Source organism: Enterococcus sp. AN402 (assembly GCF_040719405.1).
Taxonomy (GTDB): domain Bacteria; phylum Bacillota; class Bacilli; order Lactobacillales; family Enterococcaceae; genus Enterococcus; species Enterococcus faecalis.
This window is the reverse complement of record NZ_JBFDTM010000003.1, coordinates 1-22814: the sequence shown is the minus strand read 5'-3', so window position 1 is coordinate 22814 and position 22814 is coordinate 1. Positions and strand designations below refer to the sequence as shown.

Annotated in this window: 24 protein-coding genes and 3 pseudogenes; 20 read left to right on the top strand and 7 right to left on the bottom strand. The window is 31.7% G+C overall.

Features of this window, described 5'->3' with window-relative positions; translation table 11 throughout:
- The first annotated feature begins 3 nt into the window (after positions 1–3).
- Positions 4–2604, top strand: a complete 2601-nt coding sequence (locus AB1I62_RS00650; RefSeq protein WP_367018828.1) for a bacterial Ig-like domain-containing protein — start codon at positions 4–6, stop codon at positions 2602–2604.
- A 45-nt stretch (positions 2605–2649) separates the two neighbouring features.
- Positions 2650–2766 (top strand): annotated as a pseudogene (locus AB1I62_RS00645) (ornithine carbamoyltransferase); the annotation flags it as partial.
- A 37-nt stretch (positions 2767–2803) separates the two neighbouring features.
- Here the strand turns inward: AB1I62_RS00645 and AB1I62_RS00640 are convergent.
- From AB1I62_RS00640 to AB1I62_RS00620, 5 genes and pseudogenes are all read right to left on the bottom strand, one after another.
- Positions 2804–3076: pseudogene (locus tag AB1I62_RS00640) on the bottom strand (ATP-binding protein); the annotation flags it as partial.
- A 155-nt stretch (positions 3077–3231) separates the two neighbouring features.
- On the bottom strand, positions 3232–4050 hold the full coding sequence (locus AB1I62_RS00635; protein WP_367018826.1) for an AAA family ATPase: 819 nt from the start codon (positions 4048–4050) through the stop codon (positions 3232–3234).
- Between the two features lie 12 nt (positions 4051–4062).
- Positions 4063–5469, bottom strand: a complete 1407-nt coding sequence (locus tag AB1I62_RS00630; protein WP_367018824.1) for a Mu transposase C-terminal domain-containing protein — start codon at positions 5467–5469, stop codon at positions 4063–4065.
- Positions 5441–6043, bottom strand: coding sequence for a recombinase family protein (locus AB1I62_RS00625; protein ID WP_148397821.1), 603 nt, complete (start codon positions 6041–6043; stop codon positions 5441–5443). The genes AB1I62_RS00630 and AB1I62_RS00625 overlap by 29 nt, the downstream gene beginning before the upstream one ends.
- A gap of 212 nt (positions 6044–6255) precedes the next feature.
- Positions 6256–7014, bottom strand: a complete 759-nt coding sequence (locus AB1I62_RS00620) for a trypsin-like peptidase domain-containing protein (protein ID WP_367018822.1) — start codon at positions 7012–7014, stop codon at positions 6256–6258.
- A gap of 305 nt (positions 7015–7319) precedes the next feature.
- Here AB1I62_RS00620 and AB1I62_RS00615 point away from each other — a divergent pair, with 305 nt between their 5' ends.
- From AB1I62_RS00615 to AB1I62_RS00555, 13 genes are all read left to right on the top strand, one after another.
- Entirely contained in the window at positions 7320–7940 is a 621-nt protein-coding gene (locus AB1I62_RS00615) for a recombinase family protein (protein ID WP_033628120.1), read from the top strand.
- Between the two features lie 16 nt (positions 7941–7956).
- A complete protein-coding gene (locus AB1I62_RS00610) occupies positions 7957–8241 on the top strand; it encodes a hypothetical protein (protein ID WP_050444222.1) in 285 nt (94 codons plus the stop codon).
- On the top strand, positions 8238–8444 hold the full coding sequence (locus AB1I62_RS00605) for a hypothetical protein (protein ID WP_192190578.1): 207 nt from the start codon (positions 8238–8240) through the stop codon (positions 8442–8444). The genes AB1I62_RS00610 and AB1I62_RS00605 overlap by 4 nt, the downstream gene beginning before the upstream one ends.
- A 158-nt stretch (positions 8445–8602) precedes the next feature.
- Positions 8603–8797, top strand: a complete 195-nt coding sequence (locus AB1I62_RS00600; RefSeq protein WP_309219181.1) for a transcriptional regulator — start codon at positions 8603–8605, stop codon at positions 8795–8797.
- An 865-nt stretch (positions 8798–9662) separates the two neighbouring features.
- A complete protein-coding gene (locus tag AB1I62_RS00595) occupies positions 9663–9965 on the top strand; it encodes a hypothetical protein (RefSeq protein ID WP_367018821.1) in 303 nt (100 codons plus the stop codon).
- Between the two features lie 174 nt (positions 9966–10139).
- The gene (locus AB1I62_RS00590) at positions 10140–12356 is read left to right on the top strand and encodes a putative mucin/carbohydrate-binding domain-containing protein (protein ID WP_367018819.1); all 2217 of its coding nucleotides are present in this window, start codon (positions 10140–10142) and stop codon (positions 12354–12356) included.
- Between the two features lie 360 nt (positions 12357–12716).
- Entirely contained in the window at positions 12717–12926 is a 210-nt protein-coding gene (locus AB1I62_RS00585) for a hypothetical protein (RefSeq protein ID WP_002399367.1), read from the top strand.
- Positions 12927–12937: 11 nt separating this feature from the next.
- On the top strand, positions 12938–13240 hold the full coding sequence (locus AB1I62_RS00580) for a DUF6440 family protein (RefSeq protein WP_367018817.1): 303 nt from the start codon (positions 12938–12940) through the stop codon (positions 13238–13240).
- A gap of 427 nt (positions 13241–13667) precedes the next feature.
- Complete coding sequence (gene uvrA, locus AB1I62_RS00575) at positions 13668–14996, top strand: ultraviolet resistance protein UvrA (protein WP_367018815.1); 1329 nt, start codon at positions 13668–13670, stop codon at positions 14994–14996.
- Positions 14993–15343, top strand: coding sequence for a UvaF (locus tag AB1I62_RS00570; protein ID WP_367018813.1), 351 nt, complete (start codon positions 14993–14995; stop codon positions 15341–15343). The genes uvrA and AB1I62_RS00570 overlap by 4 nt, the downstream gene beginning before the upstream one ends.
- Positions 15300–15512 carry a hypothetical protein gene (locus AB1I62_RS00565; protein ID WP_002360669.1) on the top strand — a complete coding sequence of 71 codons (213 nt, stop codon included), beginning with the start codon at positions 15300–15302 and terminating at the stop codon, positions 15510–15512. The genes AB1I62_RS00570 and AB1I62_RS00565 overlap by 44 nt, the downstream gene beginning before the upstream one ends.
- Before the next feature lie 81 nt (positions 15513–15593).
- Positions 15594–15704 carry a type I toxin-antitoxin system Fst family toxin gene (locus AB1I62_RS00560; RefSeq protein WP_002360667.1) on the top strand — a complete coding sequence of 37 codons (111 nt, stop codon included), beginning with the start codon at positions 15594–15596 and terminating at the stop codon, positions 15702–15704.
- A 337-nt stretch (positions 15705–16041) separates the two neighbouring features.
- The gene (locus tag AB1I62_RS00555) at positions 16042–16503 is read left to right on the top strand and encodes a hypothetical protein (RefSeq protein ID WP_367018811.1); all 462 of its coding nucleotides are present in this window, start codon (positions 16042–16044) and stop codon (positions 16501–16503) included.
- 209 nt (positions 16504–16712) lie between these two features.
- Here the strand turns inward: AB1I62_RS00555 and AB1I62_RS00550 are convergent, their stop codons facing one another.
- Positions 16713–17084: a DUF5388 domain-containing protein gene (locus AB1I62_RS00550; protein ID WP_000049959.1), complete on the bottom strand. Its 372-nt coding sequence runs from the start codon at positions 17082–17084 to the stop codon at positions 16713–16715.
- A pseudogene (locus tag AB1I62_RS00545) lies at positions 17077–17921 on the bottom strand (AAA family ATPase). Before AB1I62_RS00545 ends, AB1I62_RS00550 begins: the two are co-directional and overlap by 8 nt.
- A gap of 204 nt (positions 17922–18125) precedes the next feature.
- Between AB1I62_RS00545 and AB1I62_RS00540 the strand changes: the two are divergent.
- The 5 genes from AB1I62_RS00540 to AB1I62_RS00520 all read left to right on the top strand — a co-directional run bounded on the left by AB1I62_RS00540 (position 18126) and on the right by AB1I62_RS00520 (position 22766).
- Positions 18126–19028, top strand: a complete 903-nt coding sequence (locus tag AB1I62_RS00540) for a replication initiator protein A (RefSeq protein ID WP_367018810.1) — start codon at positions 18126–18128, stop codon at positions 19026–19028.
- Positions 19029–19198: 170 nt separating this feature from the next.
- The gene (locus AB1I62_RS00535) at positions 19199–19870 is read left to right on the top strand and encodes a TraB domain-containing protein (protein WP_367018808.1); all 672 of its coding nucleotides are present in this window, start codon (positions 19199–19201) and stop codon (positions 19868–19870) included.
- A gap of 23 nt (positions 19871–19893) precedes the next feature.
- Positions 19894–20484: a hypothetical protein gene (locus AB1I62_RS00530; RefSeq protein WP_367018806.1), complete on the top strand. Its 591-nt coding sequence runs from the start codon at positions 19894–19896 to the stop codon at positions 20482–20484.
- 42 nt (positions 20485–20526) lie between these two features.
- Positions 20527–21171 (top strand): hypothetical protein, encoded by a 645-nt coding sequence (locus tag AB1I62_RS00525; RefSeq protein WP_367018804.1) that lies wholly within the window; start codon positions 20527–20529, stop codon positions 21169–21171.
- 192 nt (positions 21172–21363) lie between these two features.
- A protein-coding gene (locus tag AB1I62_RS00520; protein WP_367018802.1) for an IS3 family transposase occupies positions 21364–22766 on the top strand; the annotation gives its coding sequence in 2 pieces (ribosomal slippage) (positions 21364–21865 and positions 21865–22766; 1404 coding nt in all).
- The last annotated feature ends 48 nt before the right edge of the window (positions 22767–22814 follow it).

The following is a 22814-nucleotide window of genomic DNA, read 5'->3' as shown; positions in this document are numbered from 1 at the left end:
TATATGAAAAAAATACTATGTAGTCTTTTAATGTTAAGTCTTCTTTTAAATCATGGAGTAGTAGCTTTCGCAGAAACATTAAATAGTACATCTGATAGTACAAGTAAGCAACAAAGTGAAAGTAACGATTTAGATGCAAAAAAACAGTATTCTAATGTAGATGTGAGTACTGATTTAAATAAAAGCAAGGATAATACAAATGTATCAGATAGTAAAAGTGAGCAACAAAGTGAAAGTAATGATTTAGATGTAAAAAAACAGCATTCTAATGCAGATGTGAGTACTGACTTAAATAAAAGTAAGGATAATACAAATGTATCAGATAGTAAAAATATTCAAGAAGTTGATAGAAATACTAATGATACAAGCATTATTCCTTACGACGAAGGCGACGATGCAGTGGGATGGAACTGGAGAGGTCATAATGTGGAGTGGTTTTTTAACGATCATTTAAGATGGTTACTTGATAAGGCGTTTGAGCATATGGAAATTAGTAATATACCTAATGTAGGTACTATGGTTTCTGTTCCTTTACCTGGAGCCGGAGAGCATATGGATAGTCATAACGGAAGAAGTCTCTATGATATAGCTATTGCAAGAATAGATTGGGGACTCCCTTCATTAGACACCGGTGATTCTTCACTAACTGGAACAGCAACTATAACAAACAATGATAGATTAGAAATATTTTTGAATAAAAATAAAAATGCTGTAATAGATAGTAAAAAAATAAAACTTAAATTTAGCGTTCCAAGATTAGATTCCACTGTATATGTAGATAAGGGGTGGACAAATACTTTTCAATATTTTGCTCGTCAAGCTGAATCCACAATTAATTTAAATATCAAAATAAATAATTCATATGAGTTATTAAAAGATGTTACTTTAAGACAGGGAGAAAAATTTGACCCAAATATGCCGTTTGATTTAGTAACAGACGATGAAGGAAAATCACTTTTGGCTTCTGATCCATTAATTCGCCATTATAAAGTTGATGGTGTTGAAGGTAAGGAAATTGATACCAGTAAACCAGGTGAGCATGTAGTTGAAATTGGTGTATTGCGGAAGGGTAATATAATATACGGGAGTAACAAAGCTCGAGTGACAGTAAAAGAAGACAAAACAAAAGCAGAATTAAAAGACACAGAGTTATACGTAGGTCAGAAATGGGACTTAGGAAGTGTCTTTAAGAATGTAGTAGACAAAGACGGTAATCCAATTAAACCTGAGAATGTAGAATGGGTCTGGGTAGACGGCAAGGAAAAAGTCAGAGAAATAGATACTAGTAAACCTGGTAAACATACTGTATCAATTGCTGTACTAAACGCACAGAATAAATGGGTATATAGTAATAAAATTACAGTCACAGTAAAAGAAGACAAAACAAAAGCAGAATTAAAAGACACAGAGTTATATGTAGGCCAGAAATGGAACTTAGGAAGTGTCTTTAAGAATGTAGTAGACAAAGACGGTAATCCAATTAAACCTGAGAATGTAGAATTTGTATGGATTGATGGGAAAAGAATGAAAGAATTAGATACAAGTAAGCCTGGTAAGCACAAAGTTCAGTACTGTATATATATAAGTAGTCGTTGGATTTATACCAATATATGTACAGTAACAGTAAAAGAAGATAAAACAAAAGCGGAGCTAAAAGACACAAAGTTATATATCGGTCAGAAATGGAACTTAGGAAGTGTCTTTAAAAATGTAATAGATAAAGATGGAAATCCGATTAAACCAGAGGATGTAGAATTTGTATGGATTGATGAAAAAAAAACAAAAGAAATAGACACAAGTAAGGCAGGCGTTCATAAAGTAAGAATTGCTTTGTTAAATACAAAGAATCAATGGGTATATAGCAATGAAACTACAGTTACTGTAAAAGAAGATAAAACAAAAGTAGAATTAAAAGATATTGAGTTATATGTAGGCCAGAAATGGGACTTAGGAAGTGTCTTTAAAAATGTAGTAGACAAAGACGGTAATCCAATTAAACCTGAGAATGTAGAATGGGTCTGGGTAGATGGCAAGAAAAAAGTCAGAGAAATAGACACAAGTAAAGCAGGTGCTCATAAAGTAAAAATTGCTTTGTTAAATGCAAAGAATCAATGGGTATATAGTAATGAAGTCACAGTCACAATAAAAGAAGAACCCTTTACTGTTAAAAAAATACCATATTTTGACTTTGGAGATCATGTTCTTGAATTAACGAATAAATTAGCAGTTAATAAGAAAGAGAATCCTACAATTGAATTAGAAACTCCTTCAATTGTGGGAAAAGATTGGCAATTACAAGTTGAACTATCTCCGTTTCTAGATAAAAAGAATAAAAAAAATATTTTAAAAGGGGTAAACTTGTTTATTCCCAAAGGGAAACTAGAATCTGATTTAGAAAAAGAAGAACCGAATCAGTATGAGTGTCAATTGGAAGCAAATGGAAAAGCAAGTATTTTAATGAGTGGAATGAAAACAAAAGGTAAAGGTCATTGGAAAAATAAATTGGAAACAAAAGGAATAACATTATCTATTCCTTCAGAAAATAAAACGGGGGATTTTGAATCGACATTGCACTGGACACTATTAGACGTACCCAATAAATAACTATAACTAGTTATTATTAAAATAATATATTTAGGAGACATTATAATGAACACTTTATTTCCAGGAAGAAGCTATTTAGCTGAAAAAGATTTTACAAAAGAAGAATTAAATTATTTAATTGATTTTGGTTTGCACTTAAAAATGCTTAAAAAGAAAGGGATGTCAAGGGCCACATAAAAATGTAGGTTTTGGGTCCCTGCTATTTTTCAATAACAGGTCCTTTTGTTTCCATGTAATCTTTCATCCGATAAGATTTTCCATTGATAGATAGAATTTTAGAATGATGGATTAAACGATCAATAATCGCATTTGTTAACTTTTTGTCTTGGAATACGTCTGTCCATTGGGACAGAGGAATATTGGACGTTAGAATCGTTGATTTTTTCTCATAACGTAAGTTAATGAGCTGAAAAAATAGATTTGCCCCATTTTTTGTCATAGGTAAATAGCCTATTTCATCAATGATAAGAAGGTCATATCGACTGTACTATTTGAGTGCAGCTTCAAGGGTCCTGTTGTATGGGCACAATCAAGTTTTTCAATAAGCTTATTGTGACTTTTGGATTTAAATGGCCTATTATTTCTATAGATAAATGGCACTATCTTAAATAGATAGTGCCATTTTTATCAAATACCTATCACAAGACTATCTCTTGCTGCTTCAACTACATCCACAGTAATTGTATTCATGTTGTTAATCTTTAAAACACGATCAATCTGTGTAAATAGTCGATGAATTAAACGAAAGTTACCCTTAGTTATCTTGATAATGGTAGTAATGGTTTCATAATCAGAAAAATCTTCTAGCGTCAAGTCGATACCAAGATCAGCCCATTGATATTCTAAAATATGATGGGTTTCGTCTTTACTCAGATTAGAAAATTCATGAGAAAAGCCAATTCTAGAATACAATTGGGGGTAACGAGATAATCGCTTTTCAATCCCGGGCATTCCAATAAAAACCATAGCCAAATCATGTTCATCATAGATACTGCGTAACTGTTCTAAGTGCTGTAACTTCAAACGGTCAATTTCATCAATGATAATTAAATCAATCCCCTCATACTCATAAAAATTTTTGTACACACTTTCTTCATCAATGAGGCCTTTTCTCCATAAATAATGTCCTTTTGTACTAGTTAATTGCAGACAGCGATTGGATACGTTATGCCCAATTTTAGTCGCTGCTGTTGCTGGTGCAGTGTAAAAAATGGTATGTGCATCAAGTACTTCATCTGTTGCCTTTACAGCAATGTCGGCAAATATACTATAACTAATTTGTTTGCCAATCTTATCCCTATTAGAATAATGTCTAGAGGATAACGTTTTACCTACTCCTGGAAGGCCATAACAAATACCAATATACTTGTATTGGATACAAGCATCACAAAATTCTGCAAAGCGGCGATACTCCTTCGTCTCAATAAACTGTTTGTTATCACTCATTATAGTACCTCTTTAATTTTGATTTTTTTGTAATTCTTTCTTTTTTTCACCGATTAAAAGATCTACAGCACTTGGTGATTGTACTTTCTCTTGCAACGTGCGTTGACGTTTGTTTCTAGCTGAAACTAGTTCGTTAAGATCCACAGAGTAATTAGATAGTTCCGGAGAAATCCCATTACACAAATACTTATTTTCATAATAGATACGGATTTCTACAAGATCGGCAGGATTGTATCTGATAAGAACATATTCGCCAACATAAGCCACAAGGTTTGGATTTGTGTAACGAATACCTTGAAAATGAACGCCATCTGGGTGAACTTTTCTGGTCTTTGCCACTTCTAATAATAATAAGTCCAACATTTCTAAGTTTTCAGGCATATTAGGTAAAAAATTTGATTCATTCCACTTATAGATGGGTGCCATTTTTATGGACGAATGTTCACGGTAATTATACTCTTTAATTAAAAAATCGTGTAACCGTAATTTGAATTCATTTATAGTCAATAAGTTGGCTGTGCTTGAATTGCCAATATATCCTGGTTGATTTTCTAAAAATAGCTGATTAACCGTCTGAAAGAACCGCTCGATTTTGCCACGCCCTCTTGGAACACCTACTTTTGAAAAGATTAGATTAATTCTCAGATCAGCTGCAATTTGTTCTAAATGTTCTGAAGTAAAGTCACTGCCATGATCAGTATAAAAGGTTTCTGGAATTCCACAAATCGGCCATTCTGAGTCTCTTTTCGTCCAAATAGCTTGGTGCAAAGTTAAGGAAGTTCGTATGGCACTTGGTGCAGCAAATGATAAGTTATACCCTGCAATACATCTGCTATAGTCATCTAAAATAATCGTGAGCCAGGGTCGATTTTTTTGTCCTTTTTCATCAAAAATTTCAATATCTAATAGAGTGTGATCTGCTTGCCAGATTTCGTTAGGATAATTTGCTTCTCTGATGTGTACAAGATCAAAACGCTCTTCGTATTTCTTTTTTCCATGATGAGAAAGATAGATCAAAGAAGCATCCATATTTTTTACTACTTTATAAACTTGATCATAGCTTGGAATAACCTTAGTTTCTTGATTGTGAAAAACACTATTGACTATTTTTCGATGAATCGTTGCCACGCTCATTTTTTTGTTTTTCAATACCAGTTGTTCAATCGTTGTAATTAACTCTTTTGGTAGTTTGAGTGTCCCTTTGTCAGAACGTTCTTCACGAATCAGGCCCACTAAACCAAGTGTAAGGTATTTTTGTTTCCAACGAGAGAGTGTTCTTACAGGAATTTTTTCTTTACTAGAAATATCTGCTAACGACAATTCATCTTTTAAGAAAGGTTCGATTACTTTATACTTTTTCAGGGCGTTTCTCCGTTTTTCTTTAGAAAAACTAGCGAGATTTTTTTTCCTTCCTGTCATTCTCTTTTACCTCCAATTTATTCAAGTAACGATAAACGGTTGTCCGAGAAACATTCCACTTGTCCGCAACTGTTTTAATTGGTGTACCACTATCAACGAGTGTCTTGAGTAATTCTAAATCTTTTGAAGATAATTTTTCTGGGCGTCCACCGAAACGTCCGCGAGCTCTAGCAGAAGCACGGCCAGCAGCTGAACGCTCCAAAATTAGATTCCGTTCGAATTCTGCAAATGCTGCAAATAAGTGAAACATTAATTGACCTGTCGAGCTTGATTTGTCCATCGTGATATTTTCTTGAAGACTATGAAAACTTACACCTCGCTCATTCAATCGATTAACAAGCGAAATTAAATCTTCCATATTTCTGCCTAGACGATCTAAACGCCAAACGACAAGTGTATCTCCAGACCGAACAAAGTCAATGGCCATTTCTAATCCTGGTCGATTATTTTTTGCACCACTCATATGATCTGTAAAAATTTTTTCGCAACCAAATTTATTTAAGCTATCTTCTTGTAAATCCAAATTTTGTAATCCGGTAGACACCCGGGCGTATCCTATTTTCAAAAAAATCACTCCTTAGTTAAACTTATTGTAACATAACTTTATTTAAACGATATAATTGAACATAGAATTTATTACGAGTTTATGAACACTAAATATACTCATATTTCAAAAAATAGAATAAAAAAATAGAGTGTACAGAAAGGGACCATTTTCTGTACACTCGCTTTTCTACAAATGTAAAGGTGAATCAATTTTATTAAAAGTGATTCTAACTCATAAATTTAAGAAATATTTTCTGATACAAATTGGTAGTACTCATTATTCAATTTAGTACCAAAATTTTTACTACCAGCCCCAGTTGTATGAACACCAACAATTTCTTTATTTAAATTATATACAGGTGAGCCTGATTGTCCTCCAGCAGTATCCATATTATAATAAATACGTGTATTTGTTTGTCCTTGCACAGTTCCGTTACTTGACCACATAGTTCCCCAAGTTTTATCTCCTGGATAACCCGTAGTGATTAAATCCATACCCGTTTCAACCGTATTAGTCAATTTGTAAGGTAAAATAGGTACTAATTCCCCTATACTTTTACCATTCAAAGTACCAACAGTAATTACTGCTATATCACTATCTACACTTGGATTTTCAATATATCTTTGTGGAATATGAACAGACTCTATTTTAAATTTCCCGTAAGGTAAATTAGTTCCATTTCGTCCAGGAATCACATAAATACTCTCCTTATTCGTATTATTACGTATATTTTTCACAACATGAGCAGCGGTTAATACTGTGTTTTTTCCAATTACAGCACCACTACCTGCCGCACCATCGGCGGCAATAAAAGCAATACTATTATAAGGACTTTCTGTGGTATCAAAAATTCTTACTCGCTCGTCACTTCCTATTATTGATCGTACTTGAACTTCTGGTGAATTTTCCGTTGCGATAGCTTCGACTCGCACTGTTTTCATAGAGAAACTAAAGACTAAGCCAGTTAACAGGCTTAGTAATAGTAATTTATTTCTCATAATACTTACCTCCATTTTAACTTTGATATCTATAGTATAGAATAATTTTAACTTTATTCCAAATATAATTACTATCACTCGTCAAATAAAATTAATGTCATTGAATATAAATGCTGAATCTCAAAATTAAAATACAATAATTAAATAATTTATCTATGCGTCATTTAATGACAAAAAAACAGGCCATTTAAATCCAGAAATTACAGCTCATTTTTACCTAAAAACAAAGAGATCATAAACTTAAAAAGTTTTTGACCTCTTTGTTTTTTCGTGCTATACTTGGAATTATCTAGTGTCAAAAACTTATGTTCAGAAAAGGTGAAGAAATTTTGTCTATTTATGGTTATTCAAGAGTGAGTACTAGTAATCAAGATTACAAAACCCAGATTCAAAAACTAGAAAAAGCCGGAGCAGAAAAAATATTCAGTGAAAAATATACGGGAACAAAAAAAGAAGGAAGAAAAGAATTAGAAGAACTACTATCTATTGTAAAACCTGGCGATAAAGTTTTAGTGACGAAAATTGATCGGCTAGCTAGAAGTATCGTTGATTTAAATTCGATTATCTCTTCTTTAAACAATTCAGGAGTGACTATCACCTTCTTAGATAATGCCCTAACCTTTGAGCCAAATAAAAGTGATTCGATGCAAACATTAATGATGAACATGTTGGGGAGCTTTGCGCAATTTGAAAGAGATTTAATCGTGACGAGAACGCAAGAAGGAAAACAGTGGCATCGAGCAAACAATAAAAACTATCGAGAAGGACGTCCGAAAAGAGTTCTAAATGATAAATATAAACATGCACTAGAGTTAATGGAAACAAACAGCATGCGAGAGGTGGAAAGGAAAACAGGTATTTCTTTATCTACTCTCAAACGAATCAAGAAACAAGCAAAGGAAGAACAGTTACTTAGTGAGAAATAATTCAGGAGTAGTTATAATGGAAAATAGAGAGAAAATTATTCAATTGTTCAAAAATCCTTTAGTAACAGGTTATGGGATTGAGATAATGTCAAACGGGCGACTTTATTCAGCAAACTTCCAAAGATATAAGAATCGAGTAAAGAAAGAAGAGAACCCGTTGATTATTTTTGAGAGCATGACAGAAAAAGTTGAGCAGGTATTTTTAGAATTAGCTGAAGAAGTCATACGAACGAACCCTAAAACAAAACAAGAATTCAAGGAAATGATTAGAGAATATAGTTATAAGGAGAATAACAAATGATAGCTCGAAAAAAATATGATCATTGGGGAATAGAAATTACTACGTGGAATAAGACAAATGTAGTTGCTTATGTTGATTGTGATTGTGGCCAATTGGCTAGAAGAGAGTTGGGAAAATATAATCATTTTAAGTGTAGTAATTGTAAAAAAGAATACAAATTAAGTAAGGGTATTTTCATAGAAATAAGCCCAGAAAAAATTTGAAAAAGGGGAAATCTTGATAAAATAGTAATAGGCAACAACTAATTCCTCAATGTTACTATAATAGTGTCAATTAAAGTGCATAAATTTATCCCTTAATTTTTAGTTGTTGTCTTCCTGATAAATAAAATTGTGGTAGTTATTATTTAAGGTGACTAGTTATGAGAAAAGAGTATGATTATCAGAAAATAGAAGTAGCTAACAGATCAGAAGGTATTTTGGTTGAGTATATTTCTTGTGATTGTGGCATGTTAGCGGAACGTATTCGTTGGAAACGAACAGAATACAAATGTAAAAGTTGTGGTAAACAGTATAAGCTTGCATTTGGTGGACAATATATAGAAGTAAAAAATTGAGGTGACAGCTAGTGAAAGAGAAAGAAAGTACTACTTATCATACATATGAATTTTTGAAAAAAAAGAAAACATGATCCTAAATGGAGAGAAGAGTATTTACAAAGAAAAGAAGAACATACTGTTGCATTTATGATTAAAATTTTTTGGTTTTTAGTAGGCTTGAATGTTGTTATTTGGACATACGGTTTTTACAAGCATTTTTAGTTGAAGAGGCAAAAAAGGTACGTAGGTAGATTCTTTTTAATTATATATACCTCCTTACAAAAATGTTAGAAAAAACCTTTTATTGTATCGTTTACAAAACTATACCAATATCTATATAATTTCTATATAGAAGACGTTTTCTAATTTTTATTTTTCGAGGTGAACATTAATGAAAAAGAAATTAGTTAAAAGAAGGGCTAAACTTTAGTCCTTCTTTTTTCTTGCCAAATCAGTAGTAATGCAGAAATTACACTAATTATACCTGTGACGTAAAAGATATTTTTTGAGATTATTTCTGTATTAGACATGAAAAATATTTTTATTAAAATAATCAAAAACAAAAATAGTGACCATAAGCGAACAACCTTATCAAAGAAAACTATTAAGGTATTAGAAATATTATCGTTGTTTTTCATAAATTGCTGGTCCTTTCTAAATTAGATTATATCTAGCCTGTTTATTTTAGTATATATTAATAGTGTTACTTCTGCAAAAATTCAATAATATATAAAGACATTAAAAAAGTATTCTACTATCAATACTGTTATCCTGTACATGTTTATTACTATTAGATATGCTTGATTGTAAATTTGTAGTGATATTTTAAGAGTATATTTGCAATATTTTGTATAAGAAATTATTTAAGGAAGGAACAAATTTAATGAAGAAGAAAAAAATGATGAAGAATTTAAATTTTGTAATCTTACCTTTGTTATTAGGGGGTTGTAGTTCATTAATATGGAATATACCATTTTTTGCTGTTTCTGGAGCTATTTACTTTGTACTTTTAGTTTTTTTGGTTCCGTCAGTTGACTTTGCCTTTACAGATTTCAATACCATACGTATAAATCCGCACTACAGAGGAAGAAGAAAGACAATTTTATCCAATGATATATTGACATTAGTATTAGTTTTAATAGGATTAATAGTATCTGTGGTACTATCATATTTTTATTATAGATAAGAAGTATAATGGTAAGAGGAAATATAATAAATCAAATATAAACCATAAGGATAGATAAATATTTGTGAGGTCAAAAACTTCTGATTTTCTGGACGTTCAGTTTATCGTTTGCTAATACTAATAATATCGTTTAATCTAATATTATATAAAAGAATAAGTTATAGGAGGGATTTTATGAGAAAAAGTAGTTTATTTGTGTTTGTACTATTAGTTATGGGTTGTTTATTTTCTTTAAATGCAGAAGCACAAGGAGTTGAGAAAAAGGAGATTTTTAATATTCCGGAACCTACATGGATTTTTAATGCTGGAATGAGCAAAGGAAAAAATCATGATCGGCAAGATTTAGGTTTTATCTTGCGAGAAAATACGGAATTAAGGATGAGGCAAACAAATCCTAATTTTAAAGATAAATTGACAGTTAAATTATTAGGGAATGACTCTAAAATAGAAAAGAGTGTACAAGTCGGTACAGACTGGGTAACTATTCATGCATCGGATCCGTTGGTACCGTTTGTTAACACACCTTATGGAGACAATGCTGCACAATTAGAATATGAAATTAATGATTTTAAATCACAAAAGCCTTTACCAATTTATGAATACCACAATAATAGAGATGAATTTTTTAATACATGGGATAAGTTTGATGGAAATTATGCGTTGGTTAAAGGGGTAGACTTTCAATTACTAATACCTAAAAAAGACAAAGAAAGCGTAAGAAATTTAAAAGATTTTCAGTCTATAGATCAATTAATCGAGCATTATAATGACTTATTTTCTTACTACAATCAAATTGCTGGATTCGATAGCTCTTCTGATGTAAACAAAAATGGACAAAATCGTTATTTTTTAAAAGCAGATAAGCATGGTGCGGGCGGCGCATACTATGGCACTAACTGGACAGCAAGTAGCTATGATACAGTCGACATGTGGTTGAAAAAAAACAGTTGGGGGGCGTTGCATGAAATTGCTCATGGCTATCAAGCAGGATTTGATGGTGTAGGAATGTATACAGGAGAAGTATCCAATAATTTATTTGGTGTACAGTACCAATACAATAAATATGGAAAAGAAGCCGATAATATCGGTTGGTTATTTGATTATGGAAATAAAGAAAAAATGGATACTGGTCTTTACACGAAAATGATATATCAAGAAGGATCCTATGATTCGGTAGGTCTACGAGAAAAACTGATTCTGTTATCTTTATTGAAGCAAAAAGCTGGAGATAATTCATTCACAAAAATGTATCAAGAATACCGTAAGTTAGCAAACCAGCAAAATTTCAATAGAGCAGATTATCCTTTACCAGATTTAATGAATCGTATTTATAGTGAAAATAGTAAGCAAGATTTCACCCCTGTTTTAGAAAGATGGGGCTTATCTGTTAATGATTCTCAAGGAGAAAAGAACCGCGTTTCTGGATTCCCAGCCATTGCTTCTTTAGCTGACATTGTTCCAGAAAGTGAACTTGCTCGTGCACGTGAATTAATAGACCCTTCTTATTTAATTAACTCAAATTTTGAGATGGTTAGTAATGCTGAAATATCCTCTCTTAATTTAGCTGGAAATCTTACGATACAATTAAACACAACAAATATTAATGAGTTAAATGGTGTAAAAGTAGCTTTAAAAGATGGTAAACAAGAACTAGCTACGCAAGATATTCAAGAAGGAAAACTGACATTTAAAAATATCCCTAATGGCGTATATCACTTAGAATTTTATGGTGAGCAAATGAAAAACTATGTGCCAAAAACTCTCTATGTATATGTTAAAGATGCTGAAAATACTTCAAGTCTTAACGTAGAAAAAATCAATAGGAGTTCTTTAATGAACCAACAATTTAATTTTCTTGGTTTAGGTAATGCAAACTTTGGTTCATTTTCAACTAATCTGAATAATCAAGAAGCCACTGTTTCAATTACCAATGCAAACCCACATAGTTATTTTCAAGGAAAGTTATATACGAAAGTCACCATAAAGAATTCAAAGGGAGAAACAAAATATGAAAAATCTGTCGAAGGAACGAACGCGGAAGTTGGAACAGATAAGATTAAACTAGAAGAAAGTGATGTGGTTGAAATCTTCCATGCAGAAACAAAAGGACGCTTAACTTGTTTAGAAAATATTATTGATAAAACGAAAAACACAAATAATTGGGTTGTCACAAAGTTTGGATTACAAAACCAAACGCTGAAAAATGATCCTCAGCAAGATTTAATTCGTAAAATTGATGAAAGCGGGAACGTTCTTTTACAGCAAGAAGAATTATATCCGATATCATTTGAACTATCGTCAGAAAAAAAACAATTGTTTCATGCAATTCAGGATTTGGATGAGCCGTATAAAACACAATATATGGATAAATTTTCAGTGTTATTTTCGTAATACTTAATAAGGACGTTTATAAAGCTAACAGATAGCAAGCAGTATTCTTGCTATCTGTTAGCTTTATTTCTCATACTATATGCAATTATCAGATCAAGAATTATCTATACCAAATATAAATAAAATTTTTGCCATTTAAAATGGAAAATAATAGATTGTGACTGCGGGCAATTAGCTAAAAGAGAACTGGGAAAGTATAATCAGTTTAAATGTGATAGCTGCAATAAAGAATACAAATTGTATCAAGGCAACTATATCGCAATTGATGAAAAAACAAATGAAGTAGCTCAAAACGATTGAAAAAATAAAAAAGATTTTTGATTGTGTACTTTCAATAATTTAAAAAAGGTGGAGAGTTTAATGAATTTTGGGTATTTAAATTTTGGAACAAAAGACGCCGTTTTAGTGATCGCAATATTTATTATCTTAATTTTGACGGTTCTGTTTCGTTGGTCAGCTTTAGAATTTGTCTTTTCTTCAGGTGCAGTAGGAATTGCTTTTTTTGCTGGAAATATGAAACAAGACAAAAGGATAGCAGATAGGCAAAACAAAAAAAGTGAGAAACAGTAAGGAGAATATTTATGCCAGTTAATAAAAATGGTTTACCTTTTTATCTCGATAGAAAATTAGATGTAATACGCTTTGGAGTTGATCCAGATAATCATGTGAAAGAACAACGACCTTTTAAATCTCTGGTTAAAACGGAGAATCCAAATAAAAAAGAACGTTTCATTAAAAAAGAAAGTGAATCTTTAACTCAATTAGGATATAAAATTGTAGTTGATACAGTTACTGGTGTTAATTATTTAGAGAGCCCTAGAGGAGGAATTACACCTTTGCTTGATGAAAAAGGGAAAGTTTACATCGATAAAATTAGTAAGTAAATAAAACCCCACCCCTGAAAATCTTTTTTTGGGGGTTATTCTATATTCAATTATTAATGATAATTATAGTGATGAGAGAGCAATTCTAAGCCATTTTCACAATTATTGATCGGTAGTTATGCAATGAAGAGATTTTAATGCTCGCTCTTACAGGATTAAATATGATATGTAGATGAAAATAAAAAAATCTCTATTTAAATACGAATAATTTTTCATACCAGGCATGTGGCCAACCCTCAAAAGACGAATGATTGGTTTCGCTTTGCTCAACTGGCCTTCAACGTTTTGTATAGTTTCCCTCTCTGCGTTCAGTCCAACTATGCCAAAAGTTTACAGGTATATAAAAAAATACGGAAAACTGAATTTTACTAGTTGCTAAAGAGAACGTTAGTTCGTATGATAGGTTAGTAGAAAGAAGGGATTTTGGATGAATTTGACGTTCGATTATACGAAAGAACCCAGTCGTGATGTGCTTTGTATCGACGTAAAAAGTTTTTATGCCAGCGTGGAATGCGTAGAACGTGGACTTGATCCATTGAAGACAATGCTTGTGGTCATGAGCAATTCTGAAAATTCGGGTGGCTTGGTACTCGCTGCTTCCCCTATGGCAAAAAAAGTATTAGGCATTTCCAATGTTACAAGGAAAAATGAAGTTCCGGACCACCCGAACTTAATTATTGTATCTCCACGCATGAAATTATACATGAAGAAAAATCAAGAAATTAACAATTTATATAAACGCTTTGTTTCTGATGAAGATCATTCTGTATTCAGTGTCGATGAATCGTTTCTTGATGTGACTGCTTCGCTGACCTATTTTAAGTGTGACACCGCCTATAAACTGGCCAAGATTATTCAACGTGTGATTTATAACCATATGGGATTGTATGTGACAATCGGAATTGGGGAAAATCCGTTGCTGGCCAAGTTAGCATTGGATAATGAAGCAAAGAATGCACCAGGCTTTGTGGCTGAATGGCGCTATGAAGATGTGGCAAAAAAAGTTTGGACAATCTCCCCTCTTACAGAATTTTGTGGGATAGGAAATCGCATGGCTGCTCGCTTAAAAAAGCTAGGTATTCGGTCCATTTATGACCTAGCGCACATTGAACCTTACATGTTAAAAGAGCGTTTTGGTATCATGGGGCTACAGCTGTACGCGCACTCATGGGGCATAGATCGTAGTTTTTTAGGGCAAAAAGCGGGACGGCCAACAGAAAAATCATTTGGCAATAGTCAGGTTTTACCCAAAGATTATGTAAATAAAGAACAAATAAAATTGGTTTTGAAGGAATTGTCAGATCAGGTTGCTAGTCGCTTACGCATGGAATCGTGTCAGACAACCTGTGTCTCTTTGTTTGTTGGCTACTCAAAAGGTCAGACAGACAAATACGGCCAAACCGGCTGGCGTAGACAAATGAAAGTAGAACCAAGTAATAACACAAAAGTCTTGACTGAACATGTACTGCGTCTTTTTGAAGAGAATTACGCACCAGGGGTCGACGTACGAAATTTAGGAGTATCCTATGGCCGTCTTGTATGGAACAAAAATTTACAGCTGGATTTATTTTCTGTTCCGGAGGAGCAAATTCATGAAACGGATATGTATTTTCTTATTGATAAAATACGTCAGAAATTTGGGTTTAAAGCACTGATACATGCTTCTTCACTGATGGAAGGCGCCACAGCAATTTCACGAGCAAGCCTTGTTGGTGGCCATGCAGGTGGAACTGTTGGCTTAGGTACAACCAAATGAAGCAAAATAGAAAAGAATTTTCTTCTTATTTTTCTCGCTCAATCAAACAAAATAAGCCATTATATTTATTACTTATGTCTTCAGAAACCAATCCTTTTCCTAGACAAGTTATAGGAACTTTTCGAGGATATGCGGAAGAAAACAAAATAATAATTGGTGAAGATTCCTATAGTATAGAAGAAATTGACTTCGTGTGTATGTATCGTCATTCTAGCAGAATAAAACAAGAAGAAAGAGTAAATTCAAACCCTTTTCAAGGTTTGGTCTATCCTACTTTGTCAAAAAAAGAGCAGAAAAAGTTAGATGAGTATTTTAGCGATTGGGGGGTTCGTAATGAAGGCATATGATTATAATGGTACCATTATTCCTCTAGGAGACAGCGTCCGCCAAGTGGCTTATGTAGAATGCAGCTGTGGCTGTCTAGCAAGCAGAGTTACGAGTGACTCAAACAAGTATAAATGTTCCTGGTGTAAACGAGTTTACACGCTTAGAAAAGATCATAGAACAGCTAGATAAATTGTTGAAGGTTTTATTATTGAATTGGCAGAATTTCAATCTATGATATAATTAATACGGCAGCTCGCCTCGATTGGAGGTGTGTTATTTGTGAAAGATTTAATGTCGTTGGTTATCGCGCCGATCTTTGTAGGATTGGTTCTGGAAATGATTTCTCGTGTGTTGGACGAGGAAGACGATAACCGAAAGTAAGCTGCTATCAACACACACGCTAGGAGTCGCAACTAGTGTAAAAAAAAGCAATCCTATTCGCCGTAGGATTGCTTTTTGTGTTATCTGTACGATTTAATGTCGTTTCGCACTCTTAGTATAGCACATTTTTATTTTGGGTCAAGTTTTGTGACTATGCAGGAATTGGTAAAGAATACAGTGGTAGAAGTTTCCATCGATGCTATTTTATTAATAAAATAGTAGTAGAAAAATATATTTATTGATAAACTTATAGTTATGAATCTGTAGGGTTAGTTATAATAATTGGTATTTTTTAGGAAAATTTGAGCTTTTGAATTAAATAAGAAGGAGTGATTTTATGGATTTAAAGTACAATGTTTTTGGTAAATCAATGTATTCTTTGAAAGAAATGGAGCTAATTCAACTAGCTTCACAATGGTTTTATGATGCAGGAAGGTTGCCTAGTAGTGCATGGGCGCAAGTAACCTATGGGGATGTCGCTGTTGATAGTATACGGAAAATTTTATCTAATCAAAGTGAGCCGTATTACTTTGGAGGAGTTGATAAAATTTTTCCTCCCTATATACATGCTATTAGATCAGCAGTAGAAATGTATAATGATTTTTGTAGACATGCACCACCGTATTTCTTTAATAAAACTTCAGATGAAGAAATAGAAAAAGTAATGAATATTTCAGCAAATTTTGGTATTGAGTTAAAGAAAGAATATTTTACACGTTTCACAATGCTAGAGGAAATATTAGATAAAATAAAAGATGATATTGATTTCTTTGAAAATAATTCAAAACGGATGGAATAACAAAGTGCTAATTATACGTACAATACTTTATAATTAATTATACAGAGCTTTTAAGGCTATTTTATAAAAAAACAAGTAGTAAGGGGAACAAGCATTTCCTTTATTGCTTGTTTTTTGATAGAATATTACTGTTTTACTACAAAAAATAAAAACACAAGAGTAATGTTTGAACAGCATTTCTTGTGTTTTTATTTTTTTAACAGTGTCTTTTATTTTTGTTTCTTTTTGTCTCGTGATTCATAAGCTTTCATATACATTTCAAACATTGTACGTTGTTCTGGTTCTAATGTGTTATCTAATCTATCTAACATGAACGATACAATGTCGTCTTGTGTTTCAAAATCTAAAGTATTCTGAAACGCATTTATTCTATTGATGTTACTCTTTTGTATCCTAATTGTACTATATACTTTATTTTTAGCAGGTCGCCCAATTCGTTTTGATCCTGAATCACTTGCTGAACTTTCTTCTTTTGAAAAACTACTTAAATCAAAAGTAGTTTCAGGTTCTGAAATTTCAGTTGCTTTAATTTCTTTTGATTGTTTACGTTCAGGATCCTTATGAAATGTATACTTACTCATTAGCAGTCGTCCCTTCTGTTCGTTCAATTATTTCATCAGATAATTTGTTATACAATTCATGAACTTTTCTATCATGAAAATCATATAATTCCGTATATCCTTCTTCTGATATACCTTTACGATCATAACGTTTTAACCGTTCCATGTGTCTTACAATTGTATTAAACAAAGTTTCATCACCAAAAGCGTCTTTAGCATCTTTAATTATTTGATTATCAATTCCAGAATCGTTTTTCAACAGCACTGGAAGTACCCCAGCAATATCAAAATCAATGTTTTTATAAGTATCATACAAGGTTTGCAAGTATTCCCAAAATGCTTCTGCACCATCAAGGGAACGTTGCTACGTTTGCAAAACAATTACAATGTAATTAGAAGAATAAAGAGCTGTATCGGTAAATACTGAAAGTGTAGGAGGAACATCAAATATAATGTAATCATAATCATTTTCAATTGGTTTAAGTAATTCACTAAAAAAGCTATTCGTCTCTCTTTGTAGTTTTTCTCTGTCGGCATAATTGTTAGCTCAAGAAAATCAGGATAATTAACAAAGTCTTTGTGTGAAGGCAATAAATACAAATTATGCATTACATTTACAACAGCTTTGCCTAAATTTCCTTCTTGAATTGCTACCATCATCGTTTCTTTTATAGGTAGTTCTTTATTATTTTGTAATCCATATGTTCTTCGCAACAATTGCGTTGAATTTGCTTGTGGGTCTAAGTCACAAACTAAAACTCTAAAACCTTTTTTAGCTAATTCATACGCTACCATTACAGAATTAGTAGTCTTCCCAACGCCGCCTTTGAAATTTCCAAATACAATTTTTTTAACCATACAATGACTCTTCATTTCATAAATATTTTCTTACTACAAATAATATTTATAAAATTTACTATTTTACTATTCTACTACTTTACTATCTTACTACTAAAAATAAAAATTGCTTTATTTTAAATAATGTTTTGGTATTCTTAAAAAAAGAACGCTTACTAAATAAATTAATAGATAAATTTTTAACTAAGAAAAGAGGGATCTTATATGAACAACTTCAAATTTTTTAATGTAAACCGTATTTACAATGAATTATTCTATCAATTCCCAAAAGTACTTATTGCTAGCGATAAATACAAAAAAATGTCAGATTCTACAAAAATTGCATACATGCTTTTAAAAGCACGTCTGGAATTTGCTGTTCAAAGAAATCAAGTAGATGAAAATGGAAATGTCTATTTTACATTTACTATTAGTGAATTAGGAGAAGTGCTTGATTGCGGTAAACAGAGAGTATTAGCTATAAAATCACAATTAGAAGAATACGGATTGCTTTATCAAAAACAAATGGGTTTTAATAAAACACTAGGTAAGAACAATCCTAATAGACTTTATCTAGCGGAACTTGAAGTAACAGAAAACGATATTTATCAATTGCAATCATTCGATGATACTATGAAAGAAAACGTTGATAAATCAGAGGGTATGAAAATCAGTACAGTATTTAATAATCTAAATACAGATACATTAGATACAATAGATACTGAAAAAGAACGATTGCAACAACAATTATTGCTCGATCAATTTTCAGAAGTACAAGAGAACACCTTTCTTAACAAAGATAGCTTAAAATTTATTGCTGCCTTTTCTGATACTATTCAAGAAGCCCATGAAATGGTTGGAACAATTATACGTGCTAAAACTAAAGTTGAAAAAGAATACAATGTTGTTTTAATTGGGGAAGATTATCAAGAAGAAATAGACAAATGTTTGCGACGAGTGATGCATAAAATCAAGACAGATTCTACTGTTAAAAGTCCTAAAGGTTTATTTTACAAGTCTTTTTACAATTTATTTGTTGAATGTGCGTTAGAAAAAGAAAATATAAATAAAGGGAATAATTCGAAAGGTTCTGAAATCACCTTGCATAATTGGGTTGAAAATAAGTAATAAATTGATTTATTTAGATAAATTTCATACTTCATTTTGTATCACTTTTAAAGTTTGTTTGATAAAATTGAAAATATGATACCTAATATCGTGAGTTGTAGTAAAAAAGTTTTTTGTATTTGTTCATTTTTTTTGAAAGCTTTGAGAATACTATAGATAGGAGTTTTTTTATGGAGGAAGATATTATAAGGTTGTTTTATAAAGGATCTGAAATTATTTTAATTGGGACCAGTCATATCTCAACTGAAAGTGCTGATTTGGTCAGAAAAACAATTCAGGAAGAAAATCCTGATACTATTTGTATTGAATGGGATGAAAAAAGATACAAAAAAAACATATACCCAGACGAATGGGATGATACAGATATAGTTAAAATAATAAAGAATAAACAATTTACAGTTTTTATTTTTGGCGTTATTTACAAATTATTTCAAAAAAAAGTTTCTCAAGATATGAATCGCCTTGTAGGAAAAGAATTTGTAGTTGCTGTTGATGAGTCAAAAAAATTAAACATAAAATTTTATCTAATTAATAGAGATTCTTCTCTTACTTTTAAAAGAGCATGGAAGATGTTAAATTTTCGTGAAAAAGTGAAATTACCATATGCTTTTGGAAAAATATTTGAGGGTGCGGAAGAAACTGAAGAAGAGGTTCAAAATCTGTTAGAATCTGAAAATTTTGAACCTGTTTTTGAAGAATTGAAGGAGTCCTATCCTAATTTGTGGGAAGTTTTCGTAACTGAAAGAGACGATTATTTAGCAACAAAAATTCAAAATACAGCGAATGGAAAGACTGTTGCTGTTTTAGGGAAGGCTCATTTGATGACTTGTTTGAACTTATGAGAATAATTACAATAGTCACATATATGACGTTATCCGAAAAATCCGAAGAAAATTCTAGTAGTTTTATCGACCCGATTACAATCGAAATACTATCTATTTTATCGAATATAAGGCTATGTAATCATGTTTTGACAGAAGGTTTTCGTAAAAAATTCAATCTTAAAAGAAAAGATCAAAGTTCAATTGTGCTTGACAATTTAAAAGATATTTTTCTGTCTACGTTTATGTTAAATAGTTTTGAGATGCAGGTAACCCTATTTTTAGATGAGGATAAAATTTTGGCCGCAAAAGAATTATCAAAAATATATAAAAATATTTTAACGGAATTTTATGGCACAAATTATTTTTATGGAATAGAAAAAAACAAATATGACTGGGTAGAAAGGACAAATCTGCTCAGAGGGAAAGTATATTTAAAGAGGATATTGGCATTAGAGATAGTTGGTTTTATTTGGAATAACAATTCTAAAAAAACTAGGTTTATGAGAGAAATAATTAGTAGTCCTACAATCAGATACAAGGAGATACAGAGTAGACTCAATTTTAGTTACAAAATTGATTCATATGAAAATTCTATAAAATTACTAGAAGATTTCTTGGATAAACTATGCTAATTGATTATAATTTAATGCATATTTCAGATTGGGGGAGTACATTTGGAAAATTTTGGCCTAAATTATTTAAAGGATAGTAGATTCAACGAATTCCTTGATTCTATTCCTACACCAGCAATGATTTACAATTTAGAGTTATTAATAAATTGGGCTCAATATTTAAATTATACAGCAATGGAGAAAAACATTTTATTAGGCTATTCTCTAAAAGCTAATTACAATAAGAAAATTTTAAAATGTTTGAAACCTTATGTTGACTTTGTTGACTGTGCATCCATAAATGAATTTAAAATAGCTACAAGTTTAGACTTCAAAAAAATATCATGTACGTCTCCAGGATTAAGTAAAGAAAATATAAATTTTATCATAAAAAATAATGGTGAAATATCAATTGACTCTATTGATCAGTTGACATATATAAGTAAGTTGCATCCTAAAAAAAGAGTGAGCATTAGAATAAACAATGGCAATAATGGTATAGGGATAGAGATTGAAGAATTAAAAAATTTTTTGATTAATAATAAATATGTAAAGGTTTCTGGTCTTCATTTTCACAATGATTCTTTACCAAACATAAAAAAATTAATAATTGGTTTAAAAAATATACTTAATTTAAATTCAATTGACTCTATTAATTTTGGCGGAGGCAGTTTACCCATTGATATTCTTTTAAAAGATTCGCAATAAATACAAAGTCATATTTTGAGTATAAGAAACCTAACCCCTAACGCAAATTTAAAAGTTGAACCAGGACAAGCTTTGGTTATGACATCAGGTGTATTAGTATCAAGTATACTTTGGAGAAAAAAAGGTTGTTTAGTCATTGAGCCGACCCCCAAAAGTTAGACCTAGAAATCTAACTTTTGGAGGTTTTTTTGTATGGCAAAATACAGTTTTGAATTTAAACTTAAATTTGTTCATGACTACTTATCTGGTCAAGGAGGTCTAAGGTTTCTCGCAAAGAAGTATGGGTTTAAAGATAGTTCTCAAATAAGCAAATGGATAAATGCCTATAAAGAACTTGGTGAAGAAGGCCTACTTCGCAGTCGAAAAAATAAGAATTACTCTGTTCAATTTAAGCTAGATGCGATAGAGTTATATTTAACAACAGAGTTGTCCTATCAAGAAGTAGCTAATCTTCTAAAAATGAATAATCCATCATTGATTGCGAATTGGCTTAGAACGTATCAGAAGTTTGGTATAGAGGGACTCTCTAAACAGAAAGGACGTCCACCTACCATGTCTAAAAAGAAACGAAATGAACCCCAACCACTACCAAGTGAACGATTTCAAGTAGAGAAACTAGAAAAAGAAAATAGAATGTTAAAAATTGAGAATGCCTATTTAAAAGAATTGAGGAGACTGCGTTTAGAGGACAAACAAAAAATGAACGAATCGCACGAATCATTCACAGTCTCCGAAGACACTTTCGATTAAAAGATATTTTGGAAACCCTAAGGTTTCCAAAATCTACTTACATGTACTGGCAAAAACGCCTCGACAGAACAGCTTCAACACAAATCATTGAAGAAGAGATTCAAGCGATTCGTAAAAAACATCAACATTATGGCTATAGAAGGATAACCCAAGAATTGAAACGACGTGGATTTCAAGTGAATAAAAAGAAAGTCCAGCGATTAATACAAAAGTTAAAGTTACAAGTCAAAGCTTTTACTAAGAAATCCATAAAATATAATTCCTATAAAGGAATCGTTGGTAAAATCGCTAAAAATTTGATTCGTCGCCGATTTAAAACCTCTGTTCCTCATCAAAAAATTACAACTGATACAACTGAATTTAAGTACTTTGAAGCAGATAACGCAGGCATCTTTCGTCAGAAAAAACTATACTTAGATCCATTTATGGATATGTATAATAGTGAAATTCTAAGCTATAGCCTTTCTACTCAACCAAATGGTAAAACAGTTATGGAAGGTCTGAAAGAAGCAATTTCTCAAACAAATGATTGTCCCTATCGGCGCACCTTTCACTCTGATCAAGGCTGGGCTTATCAAATGAATGTCTATATACAAACATTAAAGGACAACAATATCTTTCAAAGTATGTCTCGAAAAGGAACCTGTTTAGATAATTCTCCTATGGAGAATTTCTTCAGTATCCTAAAACAAGAAGTGTACTATGGAAAAATCTATCAAAGTCAAAATGAATTGAGAGAAGCAATTGAGAACTACATTTATTATTACAATCATCACCGAATCAAGGAAAAACTTAACTGGAAAAGCCCAGTAGAATTTCGACAATTCAATCAAAAAACTGCATAAAAATAGAGTGGAAAAATCCACTCTATAAAAAGTCTAACTTTTTGGGGT